Source organism: Vibrio fluminensis, assembly GCF_015278125.1.
GTDB classification, from domain to species: domain Bacteria; phylum Pseudomonadota; class Gammaproteobacteria; order Enterobacterales; family Vibrionaceae; genus Vibrio; species Vibrio fluminensis.
In genome coordinates this window covers 16,462-42,759 of sequence record NZ_JADILO010000028.1, presented here as the reverse complement: position 1 = coordinate 42,759, position 26,298 = coordinate 16,462, and the positions used below count along the sequence as shown (strand labels likewise).

Here is a 26,298-nt window from a genome sequence, read left to right as displayed (position 1 = left end):
CGACTAGGGCGTATATGAGGGAACATCACTGGTGAAAAAGCTAAGTCTACTACTGACAATGGTGACGTTTATTGCATCCGGAGTGTTGGCACAAGATCTTAACGAGCCAAAAAACACGGATCACAAGCACAGACCGAAAATTGCCTTAGTACTTGCTGGTGGTGGGGCGAAAGGGGCGGCACATATTGGCGTATTAAAAGCGCTCGAGCAAATGCGTATTCCAGTGGACTATATTACCGGAACCAGCATGGGCGCTTATGTTGGTGGCCTCTATGCGACGGGTATGAGTGCCGACGAAATTGAAGCGTTTATCGTCAGTGTTGATTGGAGCAGTGGTTACCGAGACCGGGTCGATCGCAGTCAGCGTCGTGTGCGAGATAAAGAGTATGAAGACCGCTACCAGCTAACGACGGATCTTGGCTTTGATCATACCGGCATTAAAGGTTCTCGCGGCGTCGTTCAAGGTCAGGGAATGTTGCGTATCCTGCGTGAAACGACAGGTAACTTGCCCGCGTTCGCCTCTTTTGATGATTTAGCTATCCCATATCGTTCCGTTGCAACTGATATTATCGAATTAGAGTCGGTAGTGATTGATCATGGCTACCTTGTCGACGCCATGATGGCGAGCATGTCTGTACCGGGCGCTTTACCACCGTATCGTATTGGCGAGCAATTACTCGTTGATGGTGGCGTGACCAACAACATGCCGGTTGATGTTGCGCGAGAGCTGGGTGCAGATATTGTCATTGCTGTCGATATTAGTACCGATTACAAGCAGGAAGAAGATTTTACCGATCTATTTACGGTTGCCGATCAACTTTCCAATTATCTGGTGCGCCGCAGTACTAGCCGCCAGGCTGAAACTCTGACAGAGCAGGATTTCCTATTGCAACCACAAGTGGGTGATATGGAAACCACGGAGTTTGAGCGTATGCCTGAGGCGTACCAAGAAGGTATTCGTATTGCCACGGCACAAAAGGAGCGCTTACAAGCACTATCACTCAGCAGTGCTGACTATCAGAAGTATGTTGAACATAAACAAGCGTTACGTAAACAACTTAAGTATGGCGATGAAATTCCTGTCAGCGATATAGTGATTAACAATAACACCCACTATAGCGATGAGCTTCTAGAGAGCCGTCTCAACCTTGAGCCCAATCAACACTTAACTACTAAGCAGTTAGAGCAAAGCGTTCAAGACCTTTATGCCCTTGATCGTTTTGAGTTAATTACTTATCGCTATGATCAGCAAGATGATCAAGATGTGGTGGTTTTTGATGTAAATGAGAAGGCGTGGGGACCGAACTACCTTAATTTCCGTTTCTTTCTCGAAGATGACTTCAATACAGATAGCCAGTACTCAATCGGTATGTCAGCCAACTTTACAGACCTCAATCAAAATGGTGCTGAACTAAGAACCAACCTTGAAGTAGGTACGGATAAATTGGTTGAGGCTGAGCTCTACAGTCCATTTCTATCAAATCAGAAACTCTTTACTACATTTGGCGTTGAATACAGTAAGCAAAAACGTAATGCACCAGTCGCTGGCTTTGAAGATACCAGTTTAGAGGCGACCAAAGACTTTTTACCGGTTAGTTATAATGAGTGGGTTGCGCAGTGGGCATTAGGTTATCAGGAAGCTTTGTGGCGAGAGTTTACTATTGGAGTGCGCTATACCAATGGAGATGGCCTTTTCTCTACCTTGCCATCATTGGGGGATGTTGAGTTTACTCGCCAAGGTATCTTTGCCAATTATCGTATCGATACATTAGATAACTATAATTTACCGACTCGAGGACTTTACCTCGATTTGCACTATTTGGTCTCAAAAGATAAAACTGTAGGAGAGCCTTCATCGGTTTTTGCCGGTGAAGAGAGTGATGTTTCTTATGAGTTTGGCGCGAGTTTTACTGCTGCAAAGAGTTTTTCTCGCCATACTTTGGTCGCAAATTTGGAAGGCGGGTTTGTTGAGAGCCAAAACTCAACTTTACCCATCGATCCAGAAAGTATTGGTGGTTTTTTACAACTATCCGGTATCCCACGTAATAGCCTAATTGGTAAAAACAAAGTATTCGGTAGCCTTGTTTATCGTTACCGCTGGTTTGATAACGACTTCGGTTTGTTTACTTCACCATTCTATGTGGGAGCATCGCTTGAATATGGTGGTGTGTGGTCTGATCCTGATATCGGTTTGTCAGATGCACCGCTGTATACGGCGGGCTCGCTGTTTGCGGGGATCGATTCACCCATCGGGCCAATTATGTTTGCTTATGGGCGAACGGAAGATAATTTCGATTCAATCTATTTAATTGTTGGCACATCATTTAAGTAGATTGAACAAAAATGAGAAACCACAAAACAATCGTTTGTAGCTGGCAGAAATAGCGGACAAATCATAGAACTTTAGTCTTAAGTTGCTATGTTGGTCAAAATGATGAGATTTTAATTTATGGTTAAATTTGCTATCATGCTGCCCACAGTTTGGCCTCTCTGGCGCTGTTTATCAGTCGATGAATAATGACAATATGGCAATGGAGAGCCAAGTTTCCAAGGATGTTTACTCCTCATGTTTATAACAAACAGAAATCGAGGAGAAGCCGCAATGAGAGGAAAAAGTCGTGCTTGAAGCCTACCGTAAACACGTCGAAGAGCGTGCTGCTGAAGGAGTTGTTCCGAAGCCTTTGGATGCTGAGCAAGTTGCTGGACTTGTTGAGCTTTTAAAGACCCCACCACAAGGTGAAGAAGCGTTTATTCTTGACCTACTTGAAAACCGCATTCCACCTGGTGTTGATGAAGCCGCGTATGTTAAAGCTGGCTTTTTAACCGCAGTTGCTAAAGGTGAAGTTGCTTCTCCACTCGTCAGCCGTGAAAAAGCTGCCCAGTTGCTAGGTACAATGCAGGGCGGTTACAACATTGCGCCACTAGTTGAGCTATTAGATGATGAAGCGCTTGCGCCTATCTCAGTGACTGCACTGTCCCATACTCTGCTGATGTTTGATGCTTTCTATGATGTAGAAGAGAAAGCCAAAGCAGGCAATCAGAACGCTCAGCAAGTCATGCAGTCTTGGGCTGACGCGGAATGGTTTACGGCGAAAGATAAAGTCGCTGAAAAAATCACAGTTAAAGTATTTAAAGTCACGGGTGAAACCAACACCGATGACCTATCGCCTGCACCAGATGCATGGTCTCGTCCTGATATTCCAGTGCACGCGAAAGCGATGCTTAAAATGGAGCGTGATGGCATCAACCCTGATGAGCCAGGAAGCGTTGGTCCAATCACTCAAATCGAAGATCTGCAAAAAGATGGTATTCCTCTTGCGTATGTCGGCGATGTAGTCGGTACGGGGTCTTCACGTAAATCTGCAACTAACTCCGTGCTTTGGTTTATGGGTGAGGATATCCCATACGTGCCAAACAAACGCACTGGTGGTATCTGTCTAGGCGGTAAGATTGCGCCAATCTTCTACAACACAATGGAAGATTCGGGTGCACTACCGATCGAATTAGACGTACAGAACATGAATATGGGTGATGTGATTGATATCTACCCATACGAAGGCGTTGTGCGTAAGAACAACGAAGAAATTTCTAAGTTTGAACTGAGCAAAGTCCTGCTGGATGAAGTTCGCGCTGGCGGTCGTATCCCACTTATCATCGGCCGTGGCTTAACCAGTCGTGCACGTGCTGCACTAGGTCTAGAAGAAACGGATCTTTTTGCCAAGCCAGTTGACCCATCAGCGTCAACCAAAGGCTACACGCTAGCACAGAAAATGGTCGGTAAAGCATGTGGCGTAGAAGGCGTACGTGCAGGTCAATACTGTGAACCTAAGATGACCACTGTAGGCTCGCAAGATACCACCGGTCCAATGACGCGTGACGAACTGAAAGACTTAGCCTGTCTTGGTTTCTCTGCTGACTTAGTGATGCAGTCGTTCTGTCATACTTCGGCTTATCCAAAACCAGTCGATGTTAACACGCACCACACTCTGCCTGATTTCATCATGAATCGTGGTGGCGTTTCGTTGCGTCCGGGTGATGGCGTAATTCACTCATGGCTAAACCGTATGCTACTGCCTGATACTGTAGGTACAGGTGGTGACTCACATACTCGTTTCCCACTAGGCATCTCATTCCCAGCAGGTTCTGGTCTCGTTGCGTTTGCAGCGGCAACCGGCGTCATGCCATTGGATATGCCTGAATCTATCCTGGTGCGCTTTAAAGGTGAAATGCAGCCAGGTATCACACTACGTGATCTTGTCCATGCCATTCCTTACTATGCGATTCAGCAAGGCCTACTGACGGTTGAGAAAGCAGGTAAGATCAACGAGTTCTCTGGTCGTGTGCTAGAGATTGAAGGGGTTGAGCACCTAACCGTTGAGCAGGCGTTTGAGCTATCTGATGCGTCAGCAGAGCGTTCTGCTGCAGGTTGTACAGTCAAGTTGTCGCAGGCGTCAGTTGATGAGTACCTAAACTCGAACATTACCATGCTTAAGTGGATGATCTCTGAAGGTTACGGTGACCGTCGTACTATCGAGCGTCGTATTACCGCAATGGAAGAGTGGGTGGCAAATCCTGAACTGATGGAAGCAGATGCGGATGCGGAATACGCACACGTTATCGAAATTGATCTTGCTGAGATCAGCGAGCCAATTTTATGTGCGCCAAATGATCCGGATGATGCTCGTTTGCTATCTGAAGTACAAGGTACACAAATCGATGAAGTGTTTATCGGTTCATGCATGACCAACATTGGTCACTTCCGTGCCGCCGGTAAGCTACTTGAGCAGTTTGGTGGTCAATTAGATACTCGTCTATGGGTAGCGCCGCCGACTAAGATGGATAAAGACCAGCTTACCGAAGAAGGTTACTACGGCATTTATGGTCGTGCTGGGGTTCGTATTGAAACGCCTGGGTGTTCACTATGTATGGGTAACCAAGCGCGCGTCGCAGACAAAGCAACAGTAATCTCGACATCAACGCGTAACTTCCCGAACCGTCTAGGTACAGGTGCGAACGTTTACCTATCTTCTGCAGAGCTAGCAGCCGTGGGTGCAATTCTAGGTAAGATTCCAACCAAGGAAGAATATCTAGAGTACGCTAAGCAAATTGATGCGACTGCGGCGGACACTTACCGTTACTTGAACTTCCATAAGATGGAGCAGTACACCAAGAAAGCGGATGACGTGATCTTCCAAGAGCCTGCATAAACTTGTTTTAGAATAAAGCTTAGTTAGTAAAAAACCGCTGATAATTCAGCGGTTTTTTGTTTTTATCAATTAAGGGAAAGCCGGTAAATTACAGTTTCACTTGCAGCATCGCAGCAACGTTACGCGCAGTTAACTCGATGTTTTGTGCCGCTTCGACTAGTGCGGTTGGCAAGTCCACTGAGCGGTTAACCACGGCAAATACCGCATCAATACCGTGTTCATGTACCACACCACAATCTTGAGTTAGACAGCCAGCAATGCCGATAACCGGCACATTGTGTTTTTTCGCAGTACGCGCGACACCAATTGGCGTTTTACCATGGATAGTTTGGCTATCGATACGACCTTCACCAGTGATGACCAGATCAGCATCAGCAACCACTTCTGATAGGTTGACCGCATCCATAACGATTTCGATACCTGGGCGCAATTCTGCGTTTAGTAGTCCCATTAATGCCGCGCCTAAACCGCCAGCCGCACCTGCGCCAGGACGGTTTAGCACATCGTGACCCAATTGCTGTTTAATCACTGCCGCATAGTGAGCAAGGTTACTGTCTAGTTGCGCGACCATCTCTGGCGTTGCGCCTTTCTGAGGACCAAATACTTGTGATGCTCCTTTTTCGCCGCACAATGGGTTATCAACATCACACGCAACTTCTAAGCGTATATTCGCTAGGCGAGGATCAAGCTCACTCATATCGATGGTGTGCAGTTTCGCCAGTTCACCGCCGCCAAACCCAAGCGATTGGCCTGACTCGTCAAGTAGGCGAATGCCAAGAGCTTGCGCCATACCTAGACCGCCGTCGTTAGTCGCACTGCCGCCAATGCCAACGATGATGTGCTCAACACCTTTATCAAGTACCGCTTTGATTAGCTCGCCAGTACCTAACGTGGTGGTGATCATTGGGTTGCGCTTTTCAGGCTCGACTAGGTGTAGGCCAGATGCCGCTGCCATTTCAATGATGGCCGTTTTACCATCACCCATTAGACCGTAGAAGCCCGTCACTGATTGACCCAGTGGACCTGTTACTGTGTGTTCAATGATCTCACCGCCGGTTGCGTCAACCAATGATTGAACCGTACCTTCGCCACCATCAGCCATTGGCAACTTGATGTATTCAGCATTTGGCAGGACTTGTTTGAATCCCTGCTCAATGGCAACGGCGACATCCATCGCGCTAAGACTTTCTTTGTAAGAATCTGGAGCAATAACAATTTTCATAGTGATACCTAAACGCCTTAAACAAATAAACCAAATACGCCGAACATCATGGTTGAGACAAATGCGATCATTAGACCAACCGCTGACTCGTAAGGAATGAGCTTAAGACGCTCACGAATATCCATGTGAACTGCACCACCTGTAGCGTGGAAGAAGCTGCCGTGAGGCATGTGATCAAGTACGGTTGCACCTGAGTGAATCATTGCCGCGCCAGCTAGAGCTGGTACGCCAAGTTCCAAAATTGTGTGGCTAAATACGCTGGCAGCAACCGCAGTACCTGCTGTTGTCGAAGCGGTTGCAAGCGACATCATTGCACCTGAGATTGGCGCTAGTAGGTAAGATGGCAAACCTGAAGCCGTCAGGATTTCAATTAAGCCACCTTTCAAACCTGAGTTAGCAATAATGCCAGCCAGCGTGCCCGTACCAAGAAGCATGACTGCAACCGGAGCCATGCGGCTTAGACCAGAAACGGCGAAGTGGTTAGTATCGCTAAAGCGACCCATGACTACCGCACCAATAAAGCCGCCAAGCGGAAGCGCGATCAGTGGATCAACGTTGATACCCGCGATAGGGCGTAGAGCTAATAGTGCAATCGCAACTAGTGGTGCAACAATCGCAGCGCCAAAGGTAGGCAGTTTGCTGTGATCGACAGAAACCACTTCGCTTTCGTGTACCATGCTGCCTTTGTTGGTTAGGCGTTTAGCAATGATATAAGCCAGTGCAAGACCAAATAGACCCGGGATAACACCCGCTGCCATGACCGAAGTCAGTGGTACGTTGAACGCATCAGCTGCAGCAATAGCGTTCGGGTTTGGTGACATGACGTTACCTGCTTTACCGCCACCGACCATCGCAAGAAGAATGGCAGTTTTAGAGATGTTAGCGCGCTGGGCAATCGCCAGAGCGATAGGAGAAACAGTAATAACCGCAACGTCAACGAATACGCCAACCGCAGTCAAAATAAGAGTAGCAAGAGCAAGAGCAAGCAGGGCGCGAGTTTCGCCGACTTTCTTAACAATCGTTTCTGCAATAGAGGTTGCTGCGCCTGATTCAATCAATACGCCAGCAAGTACACCAGCTGCGAGAATACGCAGAACCGCAGTAACAATACCTTGAGCGCCGCCAATCATCAGCGACACAGTGTCAGTCAGCGAAACGCCGCCAACCACACCACCAACTAAGGCACCGATAATCATGCCGTATGCTGGTGGAACTTTGCGTAGAATAAGTGCAATGGCAACAACAAGTGCCGCTAAGGCACCAAGTGTAGAGACTTCAGCCATGGGGATTTCCAAAAAGGTTTTAAGAATAATTTTGTTGGCACTATAGACGTGCTACTTAAAAGCGTCTTTGGATTGAACAACAAATATTCTGGCTGAAATAACGACATTTTTGTGCGTTTGCACAAAAGTTAACTTAGTGACGAAATAGATTTAGTGCTAGGTAGAGATGTAATTTGTCATCTAAGTTGTTGATGTTTAATGATGTAATTTCTTCTATGCGCTCAAGTCGATAACGCAGTGTATTGCGGTGAATATGCAGGATTTGGCAAGTTTGATAAGCATCACAATTCTGCGCAAAATATGCTTTGAGGGTTTTCTCTAACGTGCCTTTGCTGTCGTTTTGCACCAGTAAATCGAACGGTTCTCTAAGTTGATCGGCTTTCCACGACTCTTCGAACAGGCTGCTCAGCAGAACAGGTAAGCGGTGATTTTGGTAGAAAAACACTTCCCCTTGTTGGTCTGCGACAGCGTTCAAAGTCAGTTTAGCGGTTTGGTACGATTTGCTTAATCCGTCGCTATCGGCGAAATAATCACCCAGAGCGATGCGGATTTGAAACTTGCCTAACTGACGAACACGTTTAAGTAACTTAGTGACGCGTTTTCGCTCATTGTCGAGTGACCAACCCGTTTTGGTTAGCTCAATGGGTTTGAGTACCACCACTTCATTGGTTGAAACGGACAAAATGCCGACGAGATTGTCACGTTCCGGAAATTCCAATAGGTGCACCAACTGCTGCAGGTGTGCCAGCGATAACGGCGCATCACTGTCAGTGGGCATGACTTGAACTATGGCCGCGATACGTGGTTTCGTTAAGTCGAGCTCGAGTCTTTCAGCGATAACGCGAATTTGACCATCATCGGTTGAAGCTCCTTGAATCAGCTGCATCACCAACTCTTCACGGTGACGTTTGTGCCACTCGACTTGAGACATCAACGCGGCTTGTTCGATGATCAGTTCAGCGGTCATTTTGACCAGTTCACCATATTGGTGCACTGCGTCGGGATCGCCAGAAATACCAATTACGCCAATCACTTTATCTTGGAAAATAATCGGTAGATTGATACCCGGTTTTACCCCTTTAAGATGCTCAGCCGTTGCTTGGTCGATGGCTACCACACGCTGCTCAGCGATAGCCAAAATTGAGCCTTCATGACGTTGACGTAGGCGAGTTGGATCGCCAGAGCCAATGATCCGACCAAACTCATCCATCACGTTGACCGAGTAAGGAATAATTTTCATGGTGCGTTCGACAATTTGTCGTGCGATGGTTTCGTTGAGCTGCATAGCCAGTGAGTATTGAGAGAGTAAAAAGGCACAATAGCATTGCCAGTTTATCGGAACAATAAGCTAACAGTTGGGAGGTGTGCTTTAGAGGAATATCTGAAATAAAAAAGCACCTAGCAAAGTAGGTACTTAAAAGATTCTAGGCAGGAGGTAAGTTAGTCGTAATCTCGTTGTTCAATCTCATTTGCGATGTATTTACCGTCAAGCAGATAGGCTTCAACTTCGATTTCTTCATTAGTTAACGTATCAAATGTTAAGCCATCGTCATACTCGGTAAACTTATTGACGTAAACGGTGTGTTTTTGCCCAGTACTTTCTAAGCTAAGCGTAAAATGCGTGTCGTCATCAGAGGTTTGCGTGACAGTGCCTTTGAATTCAATTTCATTGTCGTCCCAATCACCTAAGTCGTTATCGTTATCTTCAAACTCGATTTCTAAAGCAACATTATTACGGCCGATTGTCACTTCAACCATCGCTCCTTCAATTAAGTTGCGTTTGTCACCATCGTCAAAGCGAGTTTGTGATGTTACTTGAAAACGCCCTCGACTATTTAGGACGAAAGAGCTTTTATCTTGTGCTACTTGAGTGATGACACCTTCAATTTCCGTATCATTTTCAACTTCGTCATAGCTTTCAACTTCTACTTTATTAGCTATAACTGTTGAATTCGATAATGAATCGAAGTTGCCTTCAACCTCTACCCATACACCCTCTTCAAGAGGCCCATCTTCGACCACAGAGTTGGTGTAATCAACCGTAAGTGCTGCACCTAGCTTAAATGTACTGTTAGTGATGCTTGAGGCAATACCCTCTACTTCAAACATGTTCAATAGATCTGCATCATCAAATTTAACTATAGACAGTACTTTGTAGCCAGTATCTAAATTTGGTGCTGGTAGCGCAGAGACCATTACCCAATTACCGTCTATGATCAATTCTCGATCAATAATTGTAGATAGTTGTTCAAATACTAATGGAACACCATTTACGGTGAACTTACCTAGAGACTCATCAGTGATAGTGATAAAGCCGGCCATTGTTGGTTCAAGTTGCAAACGACTACCAGAACTACGTGTTTTATTTGCAGAAAGAGAAACAATCATTCCAGGTTCTAAATCTTTAGGAGAAAGTTCAACAGTGGAATAGCTCACGCTAGCAACATCATACTGATGGCCATTAACCGTTACTGTATTACCCGACACACGTTCGATGGTGCCTTGCGCTGCACTTGGACGATGTTCACTGTGACTTGAGTCTTTGTCACTGCCACCGCCACCGCCGCCACAACCTGTAAGTAGAGCGCCTAATACACTAACAAGAACTAACTTTTTCATTTATCGACTTTTCCTGACTAGAATGCTGAAAACGGGTGTATCCTAATCGGTGAAACGTGAAGCACTCGTGAAGAAACGTGAGAAAAGAATGAAAATATTAATTGTTGATGACAGCCACAATGTGGCCGAGACAATCGCTGATTATTTGGAATTGGAAGGCATGACCATCGATTGTGCCTACCATGGAGAGGCTGCCTTAAACTTAGTGGCACAGAACCATTATGATGTGATCATTATGGACATTATGATGCCCAAAATTGACGGTGTTTCCGCCGTTAAACGGTTACGCAAAGAGCTATTTTGTAACACGCCAATCCTATTTTTAACCGCCAAAGATAGTTTAGAAGACAAAGTGGCAGCATTTGAAGCGGGTGGAGACGACTATCTGCTTAAGCCATTTGCCATGCAGGAATTGAGTTTGCGCTTGCGGGCTTTAGCCAGTCGAGGACCGAGACAGGACATCGGGTCATTGCATTTCGCTGATATTGAAATTGATAGTCAAACTGGCGAAGTACAACGAGCAGGTAAAGCGATAAAATTGAGCAGAATTCAAAAACGAATTCTTAAAGAGCTTGTGCGTCATGCACCGGCGATTGTTTCACGACAAGAATTAGTTGAGTCGGTTTGGGGAGACGATGAACCAAGCAGCGATGCGTTGCGCAGTCACATATATGGTTTACGTACCGCTTTAGATAAAGGGTTTGAGCAATCAAGATTAGAGACAATTCATGGCCAAGGTTACCGACTTAAAGCATAAACATCACCCTAGTATCTATCGCAAAATACGCCGCAGTTTTGGCTTAATGACCTTACTGATGTTCAGTATCTTCTGGGGCGTGATCTATTTTGCTGAAAACCAGATTGAGGTGTTAAGTCTACACCATTGGTTAGACACTGAAGCAGAACGTTATAAAGCAGACTACGAAATTGAAGGGGAGTTAGCTCGCCTGCCGCAAGAAGCGGAGTTCTCAACTTATTGGAGTGAGCAAGAGCTGCCTGTTTGGTTGAAAATCTATGATACTCCGGGGTTTTATGAACACTTACTTGGTAAAGAAGATAAGCACTTTCTTGTGACTCCGCATCCTTCAGGTAAAGGGTTAATGTATGTCGTCTTTCAAGACGATGCTGATGATTATCTCGATGATTATGAATTAAGCCTACATAACTACACTTTTTTGTTAGGTGGTTTTGTCTCTTTATTGGTTGTTCTCTATGGTTTTAGTGTGGTGCGCTCTCTGTCGAAGCCATTAAGCAGATTAGAAGAGAAGATTCGTCAGATGCCGCCTTCCGAGCCCGTTTTTGATGTGGATACGAAATACGCAGAAACTCGCCGAATTGAGCAAGCTTTGCTGGATAGCAAACTGGATATTGTTGGATTTTTTCAGCGTGAAAAAGAGTTTAGCCGTTTTGCCTCTCATGAGTTACGCACACCAATCATGGTAATACGAGGTTCAACGGATTTACTTGGCAAAGTGCCTGATACGCCTCCGGTTGCTAAAAAAGCGATTGCTCGTCTTGATCATGCCGCAGAACAGATGCGGATCTTAACCGAAACATTTTTGCTGCTAGGTAAAGAGACTATTGATGATTACCATTTTGGTGAGTGCGATTTAAACCAAGAATTAACAAAACGTTTAGAAGAGATGTCGCCCCTTTTTGCCAAGCAAGATGCCACATTCTCCCTGAATATCGAAGGCGAGCAAGTCATACATGCGCCTGCAAGCTTTGTGACTATAGTGATCGACAATCTCGTTAAAAATGCTTTTAGCTATAGCTTGGGTGAGATTGAAATTACGTTAATCGATGGGTGTTTGATGATAGCCAATCGTCATGAAGGGAATGAAACATATAATGCAGGTTATGGCTGTGGATTGGTGATTGTTGAGCGAATTTGTGAACGTATGAACTGGGTGTTTACTACCCAAGATGATGGTAAGCAGTTTACCGCTCAGGTCTATTTTACATAATTGCGATAGCGCTTTGCTCTGTTGTTAGCTTGTGGCTATACTCTCGCGTTTTCAATTTACTGGACTATGACGATGGAATTTGAATTTATTCGCAATACGCTAATGGGCGAATACTACGTTAAGTGCAGTATGGGGCATGAAATCGTAGGTCGTTGGCTACAAGACGAAATCGGTAAAGATTGGCAGAAAATCGAACGCGTTGAGCAACTTATCGAGCAAGCTTTGACTAATCCTCAAACAGAACACTTCTTTGAAGGTACTGAAATCAGTGTTTCTATTCAGGACGATGAAGTGTTAGTGCAAGAAAATGTATTGGCACATGGTGAAGAGATGGATGCAGATAGCGAGTTTGATTTTTATGATTGTGAAAGCACTGCCAGTTGTGGCATTGAGGATTTTTCAATCATGATTGAGCGTTGGAAAAGCTTCCTCACCACGCGTTAGCACTTTGCTTTGATAAAATACTCAGAGAATGCTTTATATTTGTGAAAAGGCGCACCAGGATGGTGCGCCTTTTTTGTGCGTGAAATAAATATAAATCGATAAATACTTTTTAATCAATAGCTTAATTAGTTGGCACGCCACTTGGATTGTTATTGGAAAAGGACAACCGATCTGAGAGAGGATGCAATGAAATTAATCAACGCGATAATCAAACCGTTCAAATTGGACGATGTGCGTGAAGCGCTAGCCGATGTGGGCATCGAAGGTATGACGGTATCAGAAGTAAAAGGATTTGGTCGCCAAAAAGGTCATACCGAATTATACCGTGGTGCAGAGTATCAAGTGGATTTTCTACCGAAAGTAAAGCTAGAGATCGCCACCCAAGCAGAGAACGTCGATCGTGTGATTGAAGCGGTCACCAAAGCGGCACATACCGGCAAAATCGGCGACGGTAAAATTTTTGTTTACGACCTCAGTCAGGCGGTTCGAATTCGTACTGGTGAAATGGACGCAGAAGCTCTGTAAGACTCAAGGATTGGAGAATACTCATGGAATTATCATTAACTGTAAGCGAACTACGTTACGCCCTCGACACCTTTTTCTTTCTCATTTCTGGCGCGCTTGTGATGTGGATGGCAGCAGGCTTTGCCATGCTAGAGGCTGGATTAGTTCGATCTAAGAATACCACTGAAATCCTGACTAAGAACGTCTGTTTGTATGCGATTGCTTGTACCATGTACCTAATCGTCGGCTACAACATTATGTATGTCGATAATGGCGAAGGCGGTTGGTTACCTTCATTTGGTGCACTGATTGGCACGCAAGGAGAGGGGGCTGATCATTCGCTGGAATCTGATTTTTTCTTCCAAGTAGTGTTTGTCGCAACGGCGATGTCTGTGGTCTCAGGAGCCGTAGCTGAGCGCATGAAGCTTTGGTCATTCCTTATCTTCTCAGCAGTACTAACCGCATTTATCTACCCGATGGAAGGCTACTGGACATGGGGTGGAGGTTTCTTATCAGAAGCAGGCTTTAGTGACTTTGCCGGTTCAGGCATTGTACACATGGCGGGGGCATCAGCTGCACTAGCAGGCGTATTGCTATTGGGTGCTCGTAAAGGTAAGTACGGTAAAAACGGTGAAATCTACCCAATCCCAGGTTCAAACATGCCGCTGGCAACACTGGGTACTTTTATTCTGTGGTTCGGTTGGTTCGGCTTCAACGGTGGTTCGCAGCTAATGGTTTCAGATTTTGAGAACGCGACTGCAGTCGGTCAGATTTTCTTGAACACGAATGCAGCCGCAGCGGCTGGTGCCATTGCTGCACTGTTGGTGTGTAAAACGACTTGGGGTAAGGCAGACCTTACTATGATCCTAAACGGTGCATTGGCAGGTTTGGTTGCGATTACCGCTGACCCTCTGTCTCCTTCGCCTGTGTATGCATTGTCTATTGGTGCGGTGTCTGGTGCGCTAGTGGTGTTTAGTATCGTTGCGCTAGATAAGCTGAAAATCGATGACCCAGTTGGTGCTATCTCGGTTCACGGTGTGTGTGGTTTCTTTGGTCTAATGGTAGTGCCACTCAGTAATGGTGATGCAACATTTGGCGCTCAGCTTCTTGGTGCTGCAGTTATCTTTGCTTGGGTATTTGGCGCAAGCCTAGTGGTGTGGGGCGTACTCAAAGCGACGATCGGTATCCGAGTTTCTGAGGATGAAGAGCTAGAGGGCATGGACATGCATGATTGCGGCGTAGGTGCCTACCCAGAATTTGTCTCGGTGAAATAAAACGTTACAAATAGATTACTAAAAAAGCCCGCTTTGGTTAATGCCTTAGTGGGTTTTTTGTTTTTAGTGATTGAAATCCAAACAGACATGAATATAATAACGCAACTGATAAACATTATCATTACTATAAGCAAAGGATTTCGATAATGAAAAAGCTGTTAACTCTTTCTGCACTAGCTTGTGCAACTCTAGCCCCAACAGCAATGGCTGCTGAAGAAGTGAACGTATACTCTTACCGTCAACCTTTCCTAGTTGAGCCTATGTTCAACGAGTTCACTAAAGAAACTGGTATTAAAGTAAACGTAAAGTTTGCCAAAAAAGGCTTAGCAGAAAAACTGCAACAAGAAGGTGAATACAGCCCAGCAGACGTGATTCTGACTGTAGACATCAGCCGTCTTTCTGACCTAACAGAGAAAGGTTTGGTTCAACCAGTTAACAGCGACATTCTAGAAAAGAATATCCCAGCACAATACCAAGATACTGATAACGAGTGGTTTGCACTAACAACTCGTACTCGTAGTGTTTATTCATCACGCGACCGTGTCGGCAAATTAGGTGATGATTTCACTTACGCTGACCTAGCTAAGCCTGAATTCAAAGGCAAAATCTGTACTCGTAGCGGTAAGCACCCTTACAACGTTTCTCTTGTATCAGCGATGATTGCAGAAAATGGTGAAGCGGCGACTAAAGAGTGGCTAGAAGGCGTAAAAGCGAACCTAGCTCGTAAGCCTCAAGGTAACGATCGCGCGCAAGTTAAAGCGATTAAAGAAGGTCTTTGTGACGTTTCTCTAGGTAACAGTTACTACTTAGGTAAGATGGTAAACGACAAAGAGCAAAAAGCTTGGGCTGATGCGGTTTACATCAACTTCCCTAACCAGAACACCACAGGTACACACGTAAATATCTCTGGTATGGCTCTGGCCAAGTACTCGCCAAACAAAGAAAACGCAGTGAAACTGATGGAGTTCCTAGCAGGCGATACAGCGCAAAGCATGTACGCTGAAGTGAACTACGAGTACCCAGTAAAAGCAGACGTAAAACCATCTGAGCTAGTAGCTTCATGGGGTGAATTCAAGGCAGACAAGATTTCTCTAGATAAGATTGCAGACCAACACGAAGCAGCAATCAAGCTACTAGATGAAGTGAAGTTTGACCTTTAATCATCGTTAAGGGTATAAAATACTCAATAATTGAAAATGGAATATGAGATGTAAAAGGAAACCTTTACATCTCTTTCCGCCTGAAACGATTAGGCGATGAAAGAAAAAAACTCTATTTGGAAAGCCAGTAGTGGGACATTAGCCCTGCTACTGGTTTTGCCTATTTTTGCGATATTTTTTACAGCTATCGGTGAAACCGATCAGCTGTTTTCTCATTTAATGTCGACAGTACTTCCGACTTACACGTTTAATACCATAGCGTTAGCGGTTGGGGTGATGTTGTTGTCACTGGTGTTCGGTATTCCTTCTGCTTGGTTGATGGCAATGTGCCGTTTACCGAGTGAGCGCATTTTGCAATGGGCGCTAGTGCTGCCGCTAGCTATGCCTGCCTATATTGTCGGTTATATCTTCACAGATTGGTTTGACTTCGCCGGTCCAATACAGATTGCTTTACGTGATTTAATGGGGTGGCAAGCGGGCGACTATTGGTTCCCTGATATTCGAACGTTAGGCGGCGCGATCGTTGTCTTGGCGTTGGTACTGTACCCTTACGTGTATCTTTTATGCCGCGCTGCATTTATGGAGCAAAACGTCTCTTTGCTACAATCGGCGCGCCTGTTGAAGTGTTCCCCTTGGGAAAGTTTTTATCGTATTTCTCTACCATTAGTGCGTCCTGCCATTGCTGTTGGACTGTCTTTGGTAGCAATGGAAACCATCGGTGACTTTGGTACAGTGAGCTACTTTGCCGTCAATACATTAACTACCGCGGTTTATGATACTTGGCTTGGCTATTCGAGTTTGACAGCAGCCGCTAAGATCTCTGCAATTATGTTAGTTTTTGTTATCTTGTTGCTCTCAACCGAACGCTATAGCCGCCGTAAACAGAAACTATTTCAAAACCAGTTTAGTAGCCGTGAAGATTTTCGTTATGAGTTAACGGGATGGAAAAAATGGCTCGCATTAGTATGGTGTTGGGGCTTGGTCTCGGTGGCCTTTATCTTCCCGCTGGGACAACTGCTTATCTATGCCTATAAGTATTTCGCCCAAAGTTGGACTACTGAGTTCCAGCAATATGCCATTAATAGCTTGTATGTGTCATTAAGCGCCGCCGTGATTGCGGTATTGATTGCTTTGGTGGTGAACTTCTATCAACGCCTTTCTGCTAAACGTACTGCGGTTGCATTTATGCGTTTTTCATCGCTGGGTTATGCTGTTCCGGGCACTGTTTTGGCAATCGGCGTGATGGTGCCTGTGCTGTTTATGGATCATTTGGTCAATGATATTGCTAAAGCGATGGAATGGGGACGGCCGGGATTGATTTTCTCAGGCTCCATGTTCGCGATTATTTTTGCTCTCGTAGTGCGTTTTTCTGCGGTGGCGATTGGCAGTATCGAAAGTAGTCTGAGCAAAGTTTCACCTTCATTGGATATGGCTTCTCGTACTATGGGATGCAATGCCAATCAAATGCTACGTCGCGTTCATTTACCTTTGATCCGTCGTGGGGCATTGATTGCTGGATTGTTGGTATTTATTGAGTCTATGAAGGAGCTCAATGCTTCTTTATTGCTGCGTCCATTCAACTTTGAGACACTGGCGACCTACGTTTACAATTTTGCTTCTGATGAGCACCTTGAACTTGCGGCAATGCCCGCAGTGTTACTAGTCCTAGTCGGCCTAGTTCCATTGGTGTTGGTCAACCGTTCTTTAGAGCAGGTACATTGATGAGCTGTGCACTTTCTATAAAAAATCTGACCTGCAAATATGATGATCAGACGACCATTTTAAAAGAGCTTTCCTTGCAAGTAGAGCAAGGTGAGATCATTTGTCTGTTGGGGGCGAGTGGTTGTGGTAAAACAACATTACTTAAAGCGATCGCGGGCTTATTGCCGCTAAGCTCAGGCTCCATGACGCTCAATTGTATGACCATTGATGATGGTGAGCACTGGATGCCGCCAGAGCAGCGCAATATCGGCATGATCTTTCAAGATTATGCGCTATTTCCTCATTTGACCGTCGAGCAAAACGTGGCTTTTGGCTTGCGAGAGTTGAGTGCTACGGAGCAGAAAGCGAAAGTAAAAGAGATGCTGGAGTTGGTGCATTTAGAGCAGTATGGTGAGCGTTATCCTCATCAGCTGTCGGGTGGTCAGCAGCAGCGTGTTGCGATTGCTCGCTCGCTGGCTTATAAGCCAGATTTGCTCCTTTTGGACGAGCCTTTCTCTAATATCGATACTCAGGTTCGTCATGAGCTTATTGGTGAAATTCGTAAGATTTTCAAACAACAAGGCGTGACCGCAATTTTCGTAACGCACAGTCGAGAAGAGGCTTTTGCGTTTGCTGACAAGATGGCAGTAATGAATCACGGTGTAATTGAGCAATATGGCACTGCCAGTGAGCTCTATTACCAACCATCAAGTAAGTTCGTTGCTGATTTCTTAGGTGGTGGCAGCTACTTGAGTGCCAAGCGTCTTTCAGAAACAGAGTTTGATACTGAACTAGGGATTATTGAAGCGACTGCGCAGCAGCCAATTGAGTTAGATGCCGAATGTGAGTTGCTGCTAAGACCTCAGCATGTACAAATTAGTGCTTCTGAGGAGAGTGGCGTGAAAGTGACAGAACAGCAGTTTATGGGTGATCACTGTCGATACGTGATTAATGCCAATGGCCATAAATTGTTTGCTAGCTCTGCTGAGGCGCTGGACATCGATCAAATGGTTTCAGTAAAAGTGGAAACACAAGGCGTGCTAGCTTTTTAAGTAGCCCCCAGATTGCTAAGCGAAATTCGCTGCCCGCCATTGAGATAAGTTGTGCAGGCTACGCGTAATAACGAGGTGAAGTTACCCACTTCACCTCGTTTTTCGATCACTTCTCGGTAAATGCGGGTAAGAAATTCCGCTACGCTGATTTCTGCTTCCGACGCAATGTCTTCAATCACTTTCCAAAATACCGCTTCCAACCGTACGCTGGTGACAACACCATCAATACGAACAGACTTCGATTTGAGCTCGAATAGTTCTACTTCGGCTCCAGAATAGATTTCACACATCTTGCTTTTCCATACCGTTTAACACTCTCTATTCAGAATACTGGTTTATATAGAAAACGCATTACGCCTTTAGTCTAGCTTGGACATTGAGTGTTATTTTGTAAGTTTTTGATTGAACTGAGCCAACCAAGCAGGATGAGCAGGCCAAGCTGGGGCTGTAACAAACTGTCCAGAGGTGAGCGCTTGATCCATATCGAGATCGACATAGTGAGCACCAGCGAGCGTGACTTCTGGCGCACATGCTGGGTAAGCCGAAATGTTTTCACCTTCGATGATCTTGGCTGCGGTTAATAGTTGGGCACCATGACAAATGGCTGCGATAGGTTTAGCATCATGATAGAAAGCTTGTACTAGACCAATCACTTGATCGTTAAGTCTGAGATATTCAGGTGCACGCCCACCAGGGATAAGTAAAGCATCGAATTGGGTAGAATGAATAGAATCAAAATTTTCATTAAGGGTAAAGTTATGACCGACTTTCTCGGTATAAGTTTGGTCACCTTCAAAGTCATGAATAGCGGTTTTAATTTGTTCACCCTTTTGCTTGTCAGGGCAGACCACACTAACCTTATGGCCTAGCATCGTTAATGCTTGAAACGGCACCATTAACTCGTAGTCTTCAACAAAATCGCCTGCGATGATCAGTACTTTAGCCATTGTTTATCTCCTCTCTTCATTGGAGAAAGTAAATTAACAATTATTTTACATGTAATGGTAATAACCGATTACTACAAAACAAAATGCCCAGCTAAAGTGCCGGGCATATATTAGTACCATCTCGCGGTTTTAAACGTTTGATGACGTTAAAGCTGAAGGAAGTCTTTCATTTGTTGAACGACTCTCTCTGCTGTTGGCTTATCTGCCATTTCGGCAAAAATACGCAGTAGTGGTTCTGTTCCTGAGAAACGTGCTATCACCCAGCCGCCATTTTTGAAGTAGACTTTAGCGCCATCTTCATAGCTAACTTTTTCAATTTCAAACTCGAATTCAGGCAATTGTTTATCAACATAAACCTTGTCGTATAGAGACTGTTTAGCGGCTGCTTTGAACTTGCAATCACCTTCCGCTGTGTAGGCATAACCATACTTAGCGTAGATTTCATCGAGCAATTCAGATAGCTTTTTACCGGTCACTGAGATCATTTCAACCAACAGGCTTGAAGCGAATACGCCATCCTTACCTTTGATGTGACCACGAATGGTTAAACCACCCGAACTTTCGCCACCGATCAGTGAATCGTCAGCTTCCATTTGCGAGCTAATATGCTTAAAGCCTACTGGAACCTCAAAGCTCTTTTCGCCGTGATCTGCTGCGATTTTGTCGAGTAGGTGGGTGGTGGCAATGTTACGTACCACAGAGCCTTTCCAGCCTTTATACTCAAGCAAGTAGTAGTAGAGTAAGATTAATACTTCGTTCGGATGGATGAAGTTGCCTTTTTCGTCGATGATGCCAAGACGGTCTGCATCGCCATCGGTACCGATGCCAATATCGTAACCTTCGTGCGCAACTAAATGCATCAAACGATACAAGGTAGCTGCGCTTGGTGATGGCATCAAACCGCCGAAGTCAGGGTTTTTTCCATCGTGAATCACATCAACTTCACAGCGACCATTGATTAGAACGGTTTGTAAGGCGTTTTTTGCCACACCAAACATAGGATCGATCAACACGCGTAAGTTAGATTTCTTGATCGCTTCGATGTCGATGAAGTTAATGATTGAATCAACGAATTCGTTCATCGGGTTGATGATTTCAATTAGCTTGTCATCAACAGCTTGCTCAAACTCAACGCTCTTTACTTGCTTTGAAGTTAATACCGAAACTTGTTGCTCGATCTTCTGCGTGATGATTTCATCAGCATCTCGGCCACCTTCGATAAACACTTTGATACCGTTGTAATCGGCAGGGTTATGCGAAGCAGTGATGCACGCCGAATAGGCACAGTTCATTTCCTTTGCTTTAAACATCACGATTGGCGTAGGAACGAACTTGTCGATAAAGCTCACTTTAATGTTGTTTGCGGCTAACACTTCTGCGAACCAGCATCCCGCTTTATCGGAAAGAAAACGGCGGTCATAACCAATCACAAAGCCACGATCGGCCACTTGCTCATCATTAATGATATTGGCGATAGCTTGAGCGACGAGGCGAACATTATCCTTGGTAAACTCTTCACCAATAAAGGCGCGCCAGCCACCTGTACCAAATTGGATCATGGGATCTTCCTTAGAAAAAGAGGGCAGCCGCGAGTGGGCTGCCCACAGGGTTTAACCTAGAGTTACGATAACTTCGTTTACAGAACCTTCCGCTTGAACTGGTACAGATGCACCATTTACCGCTTCACCGTTCACTGTAATTGACTTAACGCCTTTACTTACTGATTCAGGGTTTACTACTTTGATGTTGTAAGTTGCACCCAGCCATTGGCGAGTGACTTCGAAACCTGGCCAGTTAGTTGGGATACATGGATCGATAGTTAGACCATCAAAGCCTGTGCGCACCCCAAGAATAAAGTTGGTGACTGCGAAGTAAGCCCAGCCAGATGTACCCGTTAGCCAAGGGTGGTTCGCACGACCGTGATCTTGGTGATCGCGACCCATGATGAACTGCACGTACGAGTATGGTTCTGCAATACGTTTTTCGATGATGTCGTTTTGGTTGTATGGGTTTAGTGCATCGTAGAACTTCATTGCACGGTCGCCACGGCCAAGTTTTGCTTCAGCTACCCATGCCCATGGGTTTGGATGCGAGAAGATTGCGCCGTTCTCTTTTACGCCTTGGTAAACGCGAGTCACAAAGCCGATGTCATCGTTTGGTGTTGCGAATGATGGTGAGTTTAGGTGCAGGCCGTATTCAGAGAATAGGTTCTCGTCGACAGCGTCCATCGCTTTTTCACCGCGCTCTTGAGATACCGCGCCAGAAAGTACCGCTAGCGTGTTTGACTCTAGGTGTACACGGCCTTCTGCTTGTTGTGCTGTACCGATTTTGTCGCCATTCTTGGTTAGACCACGGATGTACCAACCGCCTTCGTCGTCCCAAAGGTGCGTTTCACACGCTTCGCGAACATTGGCTGCCATAATGGTGTACTTTTCAACGTCTGCATCTTTACCTAGGTATTTTGCGAGATCGATGAATTCTTGCAGTGCCCAGAAGTGTAGGAACGAAACCATTGATGATTCACCACCACCTAGGTTTAGACAGTCGTTCCAGTCTGCACGCAGACCTTTACAAATACCGGTTTGACCTACGTACTCTGCCGAGAAATCGAGCGCTGCTTTCATGTGGTCATATACTGTCGCATCGCCGCCATCAGCGTAAGGGATCACTTCGTCAAAGAAGCTGTGCTCGCCCGTTTCCATCACGTATTTGCAGATGGTTGGGACTAGCCATAGATGGTCATCAGAACACGTGTCTTCAATGCCGTGGATCTTGTCTTCATCTGATGGCGTTGGAACAACGGTTGGAGATTTAGATGGCTTAACGTCTGCTTTTTCTGGATCGAACCAATCTGGATCAAATAGGTGTAGACCGTAACCTGCTTTCACTTGGCCACGCAGTAGATCAACGATACGTTTACGCGTCATTGCTGGGTTAGCGTGAGGGACTGAAATAGCATCTTGCGCTGTATCGCGGTAACCAAGACCAGTACGACCACCCACTTCGATAAATGAAGCAAAACGAGACCACACCACACAAGTTTCTGCTTGGTATAGTGTCCAAGCGTTGATCATGGTGTCGAGACCTTGGTTTGGTGATTTCACTTGGAACTTGCCACAGCGCTCGTCCCAGTGTGCTTTGATACCCGCGAATGCGTTGTCGACTTCAGCGAGATCTTGGTACTTAGCACGTAAACGCTCACCGTTGCCTTTACCAATACCTAGGATGTAAGCAAAGCGAACCTCTTCACCCGGTTGAATCGTGAATTGTTTATGTAGAGAGCCACAGTGGTTGTAACAAGTTTGCGCGGTGTTGAAACACTTACCTTGTTCTACCGCTAATGGGTTAGCTTCATCACGGTATAGACCTAGGAAGCTGTCACGTTGACCGTCGTATGAATCTGGATCAAACGTTGAAGCTAGGTAGTAGAAACCTTCGAAATCGTTAGTGTTATAGTACAGATCGTATTCAATCACACCGTCATTGTAAGACGTGCCCGCAGAGTAGAGAGACATCTGGTGGTTTTGGTTGTCTGACTGAATATGGCTGAATGAGAATTCAACAAATGAGAATGCGCTGATTGTACGTGGTTTGTCTGAGGTGTTCTTGATCACTACATCCCAAACTTCAGCATCTTCGCCTTTTGGTACAAATAACGTTTTGGTTGCTTCAATGCCATTATAGTCACACTTAAACTTAGAGTATGACAAACCATGACGAACCTCGTAGCTCGCTTCATCTAGGCTCTTAGCTACAGGTTGCCATGAGATTGACCAGTAGTCACCAGTCTCGTCGTCACGCAGGTAAACATAGTGTCCCGGACGGTCGAATGTCGCATTCGGACGGAATTTCGTCACACGGTTGTACTCTGGTGAGTTATAGAAAGAGTAGCCGCCAGCATTGTGCGAAATAACGGTACAGAATTTTTCAGTGCCTAGGTAGTTGGTCCATGGCGCAGGCACATCTGGGCGTGTGATGACATATTCACGATTGTCATTATCGAAATAGCCGTATTTCATCTTAATTTCCTTTTTACCAAGCCACTTCAAGGTGGCTAAAAATTTAAGCTAGTGAAAACGTCTAACAATATGGGCTATTGCTAGTTGTTATTTATTTTTCCACGGATGACGGTAACTAATGCCTTGTTTGCCTAGCATTGGTAAATGCCCTTTCAACCGGGTTAGATAATCTTGCCAATCTCGGTGTGGTTTATCCGTCCAGCATGCTTCTGCTAGGGCAGTTAAGCGTGGGAAAACCATATAATCCATGCGTTGTTGGTGAGTAACGATTTCACACCATAGCGCGCATTGAATACCGAGGATTCTTTTACGAATTGGGTCTGTATCTGGTACTTCTTTTAATGGCTCGTATCGGTAGGCCTTTTCTAAAGGGATAGTGCTTGCCCAATCCACACCCGGTTCATCAGGAGAATAATCTTGAGCCATATCCAGATAGGTATATTGTGCTGGCTGTAAGATCACATCGAAGCCTTGACTCGCGCAGTTCAGGGCCGCTTCTTCGCTCAACCAAGAGTAGATAATGGTATCTTTACTGACTTTATTGCCGTGCTGAGCTTCTTCCCATCCGACCATGCGTTTACCAAGCGCTTTGAGGCGTTTTTCTGCATAGCGGAGTAAATGGCCTTGTAGCTCTTTGGCGCTGTGGTAACCGTTTTCCTCCATTAGCGCTTGGCAGAGTGGACTGTTGACCCATACGCCATCAGGCACTTCGTCTGCACCAATGTGTACCCATGGTGATGGGAAGAGCTCTACAATTTCAGCTAAAACTGTATCCAAAAATTCATACGTGCCAGCCAAAGCCGGGGATAAAACGTTGTCGTTGTAGTGCTGAATGCTGCGATATTGAGAATGATCGTCATTGTCGACTAATAGATGCGGTAGCGCTTTGATCGCTGCTCGACAATGACCAGGAATATCGATCTCTGGAATGACGGTAATTCCTCGCTCTTCAGCATAATTAACAACATCACGAATATCTTCTTGAGAGTAGAAGCCCTGATGAACATCGTTCAAGGTACTGAATTGCGGTTCGAGTAGAGTACCGGCCCCTCGTGTTGAACCAATATCGGTCAGTTGAGGGTAGGCTTTTATTTCTACGCGCCAGCCTTCATCATCAGTAATATGCCAATGGAAATGGTTAAATTTATAGTGGGCGAGTTGGTTAATAAGCCTTTTTACACGCTCAACAGGATGAAAATGACGCGCGCAGTCGAGCATCATGCCTCGATAGCGAAAGCGTGGTTGATCAGAAATCTGTACAAATGGCACTTTTAAGGTATTGGCTTGCTCAGTGCCTTCAATTAATTGAAGTAAAGTTGCGCTGGCATGAACAAAACCAGCGCTTGAACCTGCCTCCAAACGGATGCCTTGGTTCGTAACAGATAGATTGTATTCACCTTCATCAAGGGTTGGGTTGTCGCGAAACAGAATATCACTGTGACCAATCGGACTGGTCTTAAATTGGAAAAGTGTTTCTAGTTCTACTTGCAGCCACTGTGCCGCGCGTTCAGCTCGCGTCGATTGCAATGTTATTTGGCTGCTTGGTGACAATAGATAATGCCCAGATTGCGTTACACATTGATTTGGTTTTGGAATTAAAGCGAGGGGACTGCTCTCAACTTGGGGAAGTTCAGATCGTTCTCTGTATGGTGATGCGAGCGCAATTGGTGTAACAACGACAGGGTGCTTAAGGTTAGCACCTCGCTCGACGACAAGCGCATCTTTAAAACCATCGGTGTAATAGCGCAGTGGGGCGGTATTAATGCTGAATTCGCAGTAATAGTGCTCATTGGCGCTGAGTTCACTTAATTCAGGTGTTACGGTGCAGAAACTACCAATTTGCTTGATCTTGCCGTTAGTGAAACTATCCGGAAGAATGTAGCGATCGATAATAAACTGCAGTTCCCAATCTACAAGAGGTTGATCAGATAAGTTATGTAACGTCACACCAAAGCGGCAGAATTGTTTCTGCTCTGATAAAACCGTGAGATCAACGCGATAGCTCATATTTTACAAATCCTTAATACAGATTATGCTCTGTTTTACCAGCCATCATGAGCGCGCCTTCAATCGCGTCATACTGAGGCTCGACAATCCATTTTTGAACCGGTGGTGAAAGCCACTCTTTAATACGTTCTGCAATGCTGCCCATCAAACAAATTCGAGTCGCTCCTTTGCGATTTAAAGCCATCAGAAACATTTCGATATCTTGTGCTGTTTGCTGCAGCATCGACATTGCGAGAGCATCACCTTGATAGGCAAGCTCAAAAATTGCGGGTGAAAACTGACCGTAGTCTTTAGGGATTGCCCCTTTTGACCACTCTACGATTGCGTCGACATCGTTATCAAAGTGGTTGAGTACATGCTGTGCCAACGGTGTTTTTTCAACAATACCATCGTAAGCAAGCAGCACTTGTTGAATCAGACGCAGACCCATAACAGCGCCACCACCTTGGTCAGAGATAGGAAACTCTCTACCACCAACGACATGCTGTTTACCATCTTGAAGTAAGATGCCACAGGAGCCCGTTCCGCCAATCATAATCGCACCGTCGCCACCGTTGTGTGCGCCCAAACAGGCACCGTAAGCATCAGTATTGAGTACCATAGAGGCAAATGGGTGCGGTTGTGCCATAAAAGCCAACCAAGAGTTTTTATGTTCGGCTCCGGCTAACGCGAGCCCTACGTGCATCTTGCCAAAATCTTGCTGACTGAGGTTGGCTTGTTTCGCTGCCGCATTAATGGCTTCAATGATTGCCGCCATTGCGATTTCTGAACCAAGCATAATATTAGCGCTACCACTTTTGGCTTCACCAACGAGCTGATTATTTTCATCGCGGATACGTGCACGACAAGAGGTACCGCCACCATCGATACCGACGTAGTATAGAGTCATTAG

General features: G+C 45.5%; 20 protein-coding genes. 10 read left to right on the top strand and 10 right to left on the bottom strand.

Annotation, left to right across the window (positions count from 1 at the left end; all coding sequences use genetic code 11):
- Window positions 1-58: 58 nt before the first annotated feature.
- Together IRQ95_RS16655 and acnB are read left to right on the top strand one after the other, a co-directional pair.
- Complete coding sequence (locus IRQ95_RS16655) at window positions 59-2,332, top strand: patatin-like phospholipase family protein (RefSeq protein WP_194438026.1); 2,274 nt, start codon at window positions 59-61, stop codon at window positions 2,330-2,332.
- Between the two features lie 286 nt (window positions 2,333-2,618).
- Window positions 2,619-5,207, top strand: a complete 2,589-nt coding sequence (gene acnB, locus IRQ95_RS16650) for a bifunctional aconitate hydratase 2/2-methylisocitrate dehydratase (RefSeq protein ID WP_194437977.1) — start codon at window positions 2,619-2,621, stop codon at window positions 5,205-5,207.
- Between the two features lie 88 nt (window positions 5,208-5,295).
- Here the strand turns inward: acnB and IRQ95_RS16645 are convergent, their stop codons facing one another.
- From IRQ95_RS16645 to IRQ95_RS16630, 4 genes are all read right to left on the bottom strand, one after another.
- The gene (locus IRQ95_RS16645) at window positions 5,296-6,429 is read right to left on the bottom strand and encodes a glycerate kinase (RefSeq protein WP_194437976.1); all 1,134 of its coding nucleotides are present in this window, start codon (window positions 6,427-6,429) and stop codon (window positions 5,296-5,298) included.
- Between the two features lie 17 nt (window positions 6,430-6,446).
- Window positions 6,447-7,712 (bottom strand): GntP family permease, encoded by a 1,266-nt coding sequence (locus IRQ95_RS16640; RefSeq protein ID WP_075649362.1) that lies wholly within the window; start codon window positions 7,710-7,712, stop codon window positions 6,447-6,449.
- Between the two features lie 133 nt (window positions 7,713-7,845).
- Window positions 7,846-8,997 carry a sugar diacid recognition domain-containing protein gene (locus IRQ95_RS16635; protein ID WP_194437975.1) on the bottom strand — a complete coding sequence of 384 codons (1,152 nt, stop codon included), beginning with the start codon at window positions 8,995-8,997 and terminating at the stop codon, window positions 7,846-7,848.
- Window positions 8,998-9,152: 155 nt separating this feature from the next.
- Complete coding sequence (locus IRQ95_RS16630; RefSeq protein ID WP_194437974.1) at window positions 9,153-10,331, bottom strand: DUF5666 domain-containing protein; 1,179 nt, start codon at window positions 10,329-10,331, stop codon at window positions 9,153-9,155.
- A gap of 88 nt (window positions 10,332-10,419) precedes the next feature.
- On the opposite strand from IRQ95_RS16630, the gene IRQ95_RS16625 reads away from it, so the two are divergent.
- The 8 genes from IRQ95_RS16625 to IRQ95_RS16590 all read left to right on the top strand — a co-directional run bounded on the left by IRQ95_RS16625 (window position 10,420) and on the right by IRQ95_RS16590 (window position 18,433).
- Window positions 10,420-11,088: a response regulator transcription factor gene (locus IRQ95_RS16625; protein WP_194437973.1), complete on the top strand. Its 669-nt coding sequence runs from the start codon at window positions 10,420-10,422 to the stop codon at window positions 11,086-11,088.
- Window positions 11,060-12,298, top strand: coding sequence for a sensor histidine kinase (locus IRQ95_RS16620; protein ID WP_194437972.1), 1,239 nt, complete (start codon window positions 11,060-11,062; stop codon window positions 12,296-12,298). Before IRQ95_RS16625 ends, IRQ95_RS16620 begins: the two co-directional genes overlap by 29 nt.
- Before the next feature lie 72 nt (window positions 12,299-12,370).
- Window positions 12,371-12,742 carry a YacL family protein gene (locus IRQ95_RS16615; RefSeq protein ID WP_075649357.1) on the top strand — a complete coding sequence of 124 codons (372 nt, stop codon included), beginning with the start codon at window positions 12,371-12,373 and terminating at the stop codon, window positions 12,740-12,742.
- A 186-nt stretch (window positions 12,743-12,928) separates the two neighbouring features.
- On the top strand, window positions 12,929-13,267 hold the full coding sequence (locus IRQ95_RS16610) for a P-II family nitrogen regulator (RefSeq protein ID WP_070962313.1): 339 nt from the start codon (window positions 12,929-12,931) through the stop codon (window positions 13,265-13,267).
- A gap of 23 nt (window positions 13,268-13,290) precedes the next feature.
- On the top strand, window positions 13,291-14,520 hold the full coding sequence (locus IRQ95_RS16605) for an ammonium transporter (RefSeq protein ID WP_194437971.1): 1,230 nt from the start codon (window positions 13,291-13,293) through the stop codon (window positions 14,518-14,520).
- A 146-nt stretch (window positions 14,521-14,666) separates the two neighbouring features.
- The gene (locus IRQ95_RS16600; RefSeq protein WP_194437970.1) at window positions 14,667-15,680 is read left to right on the top strand and encodes a Fe(3+) ABC transporter substrate-binding protein; all 1,014 of its coding nucleotides are present in this window, start codon (window positions 14,667-14,669) and stop codon (window positions 15,678-15,680) included.
- 96 nt (window positions 15,681-15,776) lie between these two features.
- Window positions 15,777-17,402, top strand: a complete 1,626-nt coding sequence (locus tag IRQ95_RS16595; RefSeq protein ID WP_194437969.1) for an ABC transporter permease — start codon at window positions 15,777-15,779, stop codon at window positions 17,400-17,402.
- Entirely contained in the window at window positions 17,402-18,433 is a 1,032-nt protein-coding gene (locus IRQ95_RS16590; RefSeq protein WP_194437968.1) for an ABC transporter ATP-binding protein, read from the top strand. Before IRQ95_RS16595 ends, IRQ95_RS16590 begins: the two co-directional genes overlap by 1 nt.
- On the opposite strand, the gene IRQ95_RS16585 is transcribed toward IRQ95_RS16590, so the two are convergent.
- From IRQ95_RS16585 to IRQ95_RS16560, 6 genes are all read right to left on the bottom strand, one after another.
- Entirely contained in the window at window positions 18,430-18,723 is a 294-nt protein-coding gene (locus IRQ95_RS16585) for a ribbon-helix-helix domain-containing protein (RefSeq protein WP_194437967.1), read from the bottom strand. The genes IRQ95_RS16590 and IRQ95_RS16585 overlap by 4 nt on opposite strands.
- A gap of 93 nt (window positions 18,724-18,816) precedes the next feature.
- Window positions 18,817-19,380: a DJ-1/PfpI family protein gene (locus tag IRQ95_RS16580; RefSeq protein ID WP_194437966.1), complete on the bottom strand. Its 564-nt coding sequence runs from the start codon at window positions 19,378-19,380 to the stop codon at window positions 18,817-18,819.
- Between the two features lie 146 nt (window positions 19,381-19,526).
- A complete protein-coding gene (locus IRQ95_RS16575; RefSeq protein WP_194437965.1) occupies window positions 19,527-20,939 on the bottom strand; it encodes a phosphoglucomutase/phosphomannomutase family protein in 1,413 nt (470 codons plus the stop codon).
- A gap of 51 nt (window positions 20,940-20,990) precedes the next feature.
- Window positions 20,991-23,399 (bottom strand): glycoside hydrolase family 94 protein, encoded by a 2,409-nt coding sequence (locus IRQ95_RS16570; RefSeq protein WP_194437964.1) that lies wholly within the window; start codon window positions 23,397-23,399, stop codon window positions 20,991-20,993.
- 87 nt (window positions 23,400-23,486) lie between these two features.
- Window positions 23,487-25,406: a beta-N-acetylhexosaminidase gene (locus IRQ95_RS16565; RefSeq protein WP_194437963.1), complete on the bottom strand. Its 1,920-nt coding sequence runs from the start codon at window positions 25,404-25,406 to the stop codon at window positions 23,487-23,489.
- Between the two features lie 13 nt (window positions 25,407-25,419).
- Window positions 25,420-26,295 carry a glucosamine kinase nucleotide-binding domain-containing protein gene (locus IRQ95_RS16560; RefSeq protein WP_194437962.1) on the bottom strand — a complete coding sequence of 292 codons (876 nt, stop codon included), beginning with the start codon at window positions 26,293-26,295 and terminating at the stop codon, window positions 25,420-25,422.
- Window positions 26,296-26,298 lie beyond the last annotated feature (3 nt).

What these genes read in the sequence shown, in the direction of transcription:
- IRQ95_RS16615 (WP_075649357.1), top strand. Translation starts at nt 12,371, where the DNA reads ATGGAATTTGAATTTATTCGCAATACGCTAATGGGCGAATACTACGTT.
- IRQ95_RS16600 (WP_194437970.1), top strand. Translation starts at nt 14,667, where the DNA reads ATGAAAAAGCTGTTAACTCTTTCTGCACTAGCTTGTGCAACTCTAGCC.
- IRQ95_RS16570 (WP_194437964.1), bottom strand. Translation starts at nt 23,399, where the DNA reads ATGAAATACGGCTATTTCGATAATGACAATCGTGAATATGTCATCACA.
- IRQ95_RS16610 (WP_070962313.1), top strand. Translation starts at nt 12,929, where the DNA reads ATGAAATTAATCAACGCGATAATCAAACCGTTCAAATTGGACGATGTG.
- IRQ95_RS16560 (WP_194437962.1), bottom strand. Translation starts at nt 26,295, where the DNA reads ATGACTCTATACTACGTCGGTATCGATGGTGGCGGTACCTCTTGTCGT.
- IRQ95_RS16630 (WP_194437974.1), bottom strand. Translation starts at nt 10,331, where the DNA reads ATGAAAAAGTTAGTTCTTGTTAGTGTATTAGGCGCTCTACTTACAGGT.
- IRQ95_RS16575 (WP_194437965.1), bottom strand. Translation starts at nt 20,939, where the DNA reads ATGATCCAATTTGGTACAGGTGGCTGGCGCGCCTTTATTGGTGAAGAG.
- IRQ95_RS16625 (WP_194437973.1), top strand. Translation starts at nt 10,420, where the DNA reads ATGAAAATATTAATTGTTGATGACAGCCACAATGTGGCCGAGACAATC.
- IRQ95_RS16605 (WP_194437971.1), top strand. Translation starts at nt 13,291, where the DNA reads ATGGAATTATCATTAACTGTAAGCGAACTACGTTACGCCCTCGACACC.
- IRQ95_RS16595 (WP_194437969.1), top strand. Translation starts at nt 15,777, where the DNA reads ATGAAAGAAAAAAACTCTATTTGGAAAGCCAGTAGTGGGACATTAGCC.
- IRQ95_RS16620 (WP_194437972.1), top strand. Translation starts at nt 11,060, where the DNA reads ATGGCCAAGGTTACCGACTTAAAGCATAAACATCACCCTAGTATCTAT.
- IRQ95_RS16590 (WP_194437968.1), top strand. Translation starts at nt 17,402, where the DNA reads ATGAGCTGTGCACTTTCTATAAAAAATCTGACCTGCAAATATGATGAT.
- IRQ95_RS16655 (WP_194438026.1), top strand. Translation starts at nt 59, where the DNA reads ATGGTGACGTTTATTGCATCCGGAGTGTTGGCACAAGATCTTAACGAG.
- IRQ95_RS16585 (WP_194437967.1), bottom strand. Translation starts at nt 18,723, where the DNA reads ATGTGTGAAATCTATTCTGGAGCCGAAGTAGAACTATTCGAGCTCAAA.
- IRQ95_RS16580 (WP_194437966.1), bottom strand. Translation starts at nt 19,380, where the DNA reads ATGGCTAAAGTACTGATCATCGCAGGCGATTTTGTTGAAGACTACGAG.
- IRQ95_RS16565 (WP_194437963.1), bottom strand. Translation starts at nt 25,406, where the DNA reads ATGAGCTATCGCGTTGATCTCACGGTTTTATCAGAGCAGAAACAATTC.
- IRQ95_RS16645 (WP_194437976.1), bottom strand. Translation starts at nt 6,429, where the DNA reads ATGAAAATTGTTATTGCTCCAGATTCTTACAAAGAAAGTCTTAGCGCG.
- IRQ95_RS16640 (WP_075649362.1), bottom strand. Translation starts at nt 7,712, where the DNA reads ATGGCTGAAGTCTCTACACTTGGTGCCTTAGCGGCACTTGTTGTTGCC.
- IRQ95_RS16635 (WP_194437975.1), bottom strand. Translation starts at nt 8,997, where the DNA reads ATGCAGCTCAACGAAACCATCGCACGACAAATTGTCGAACGCACCATG.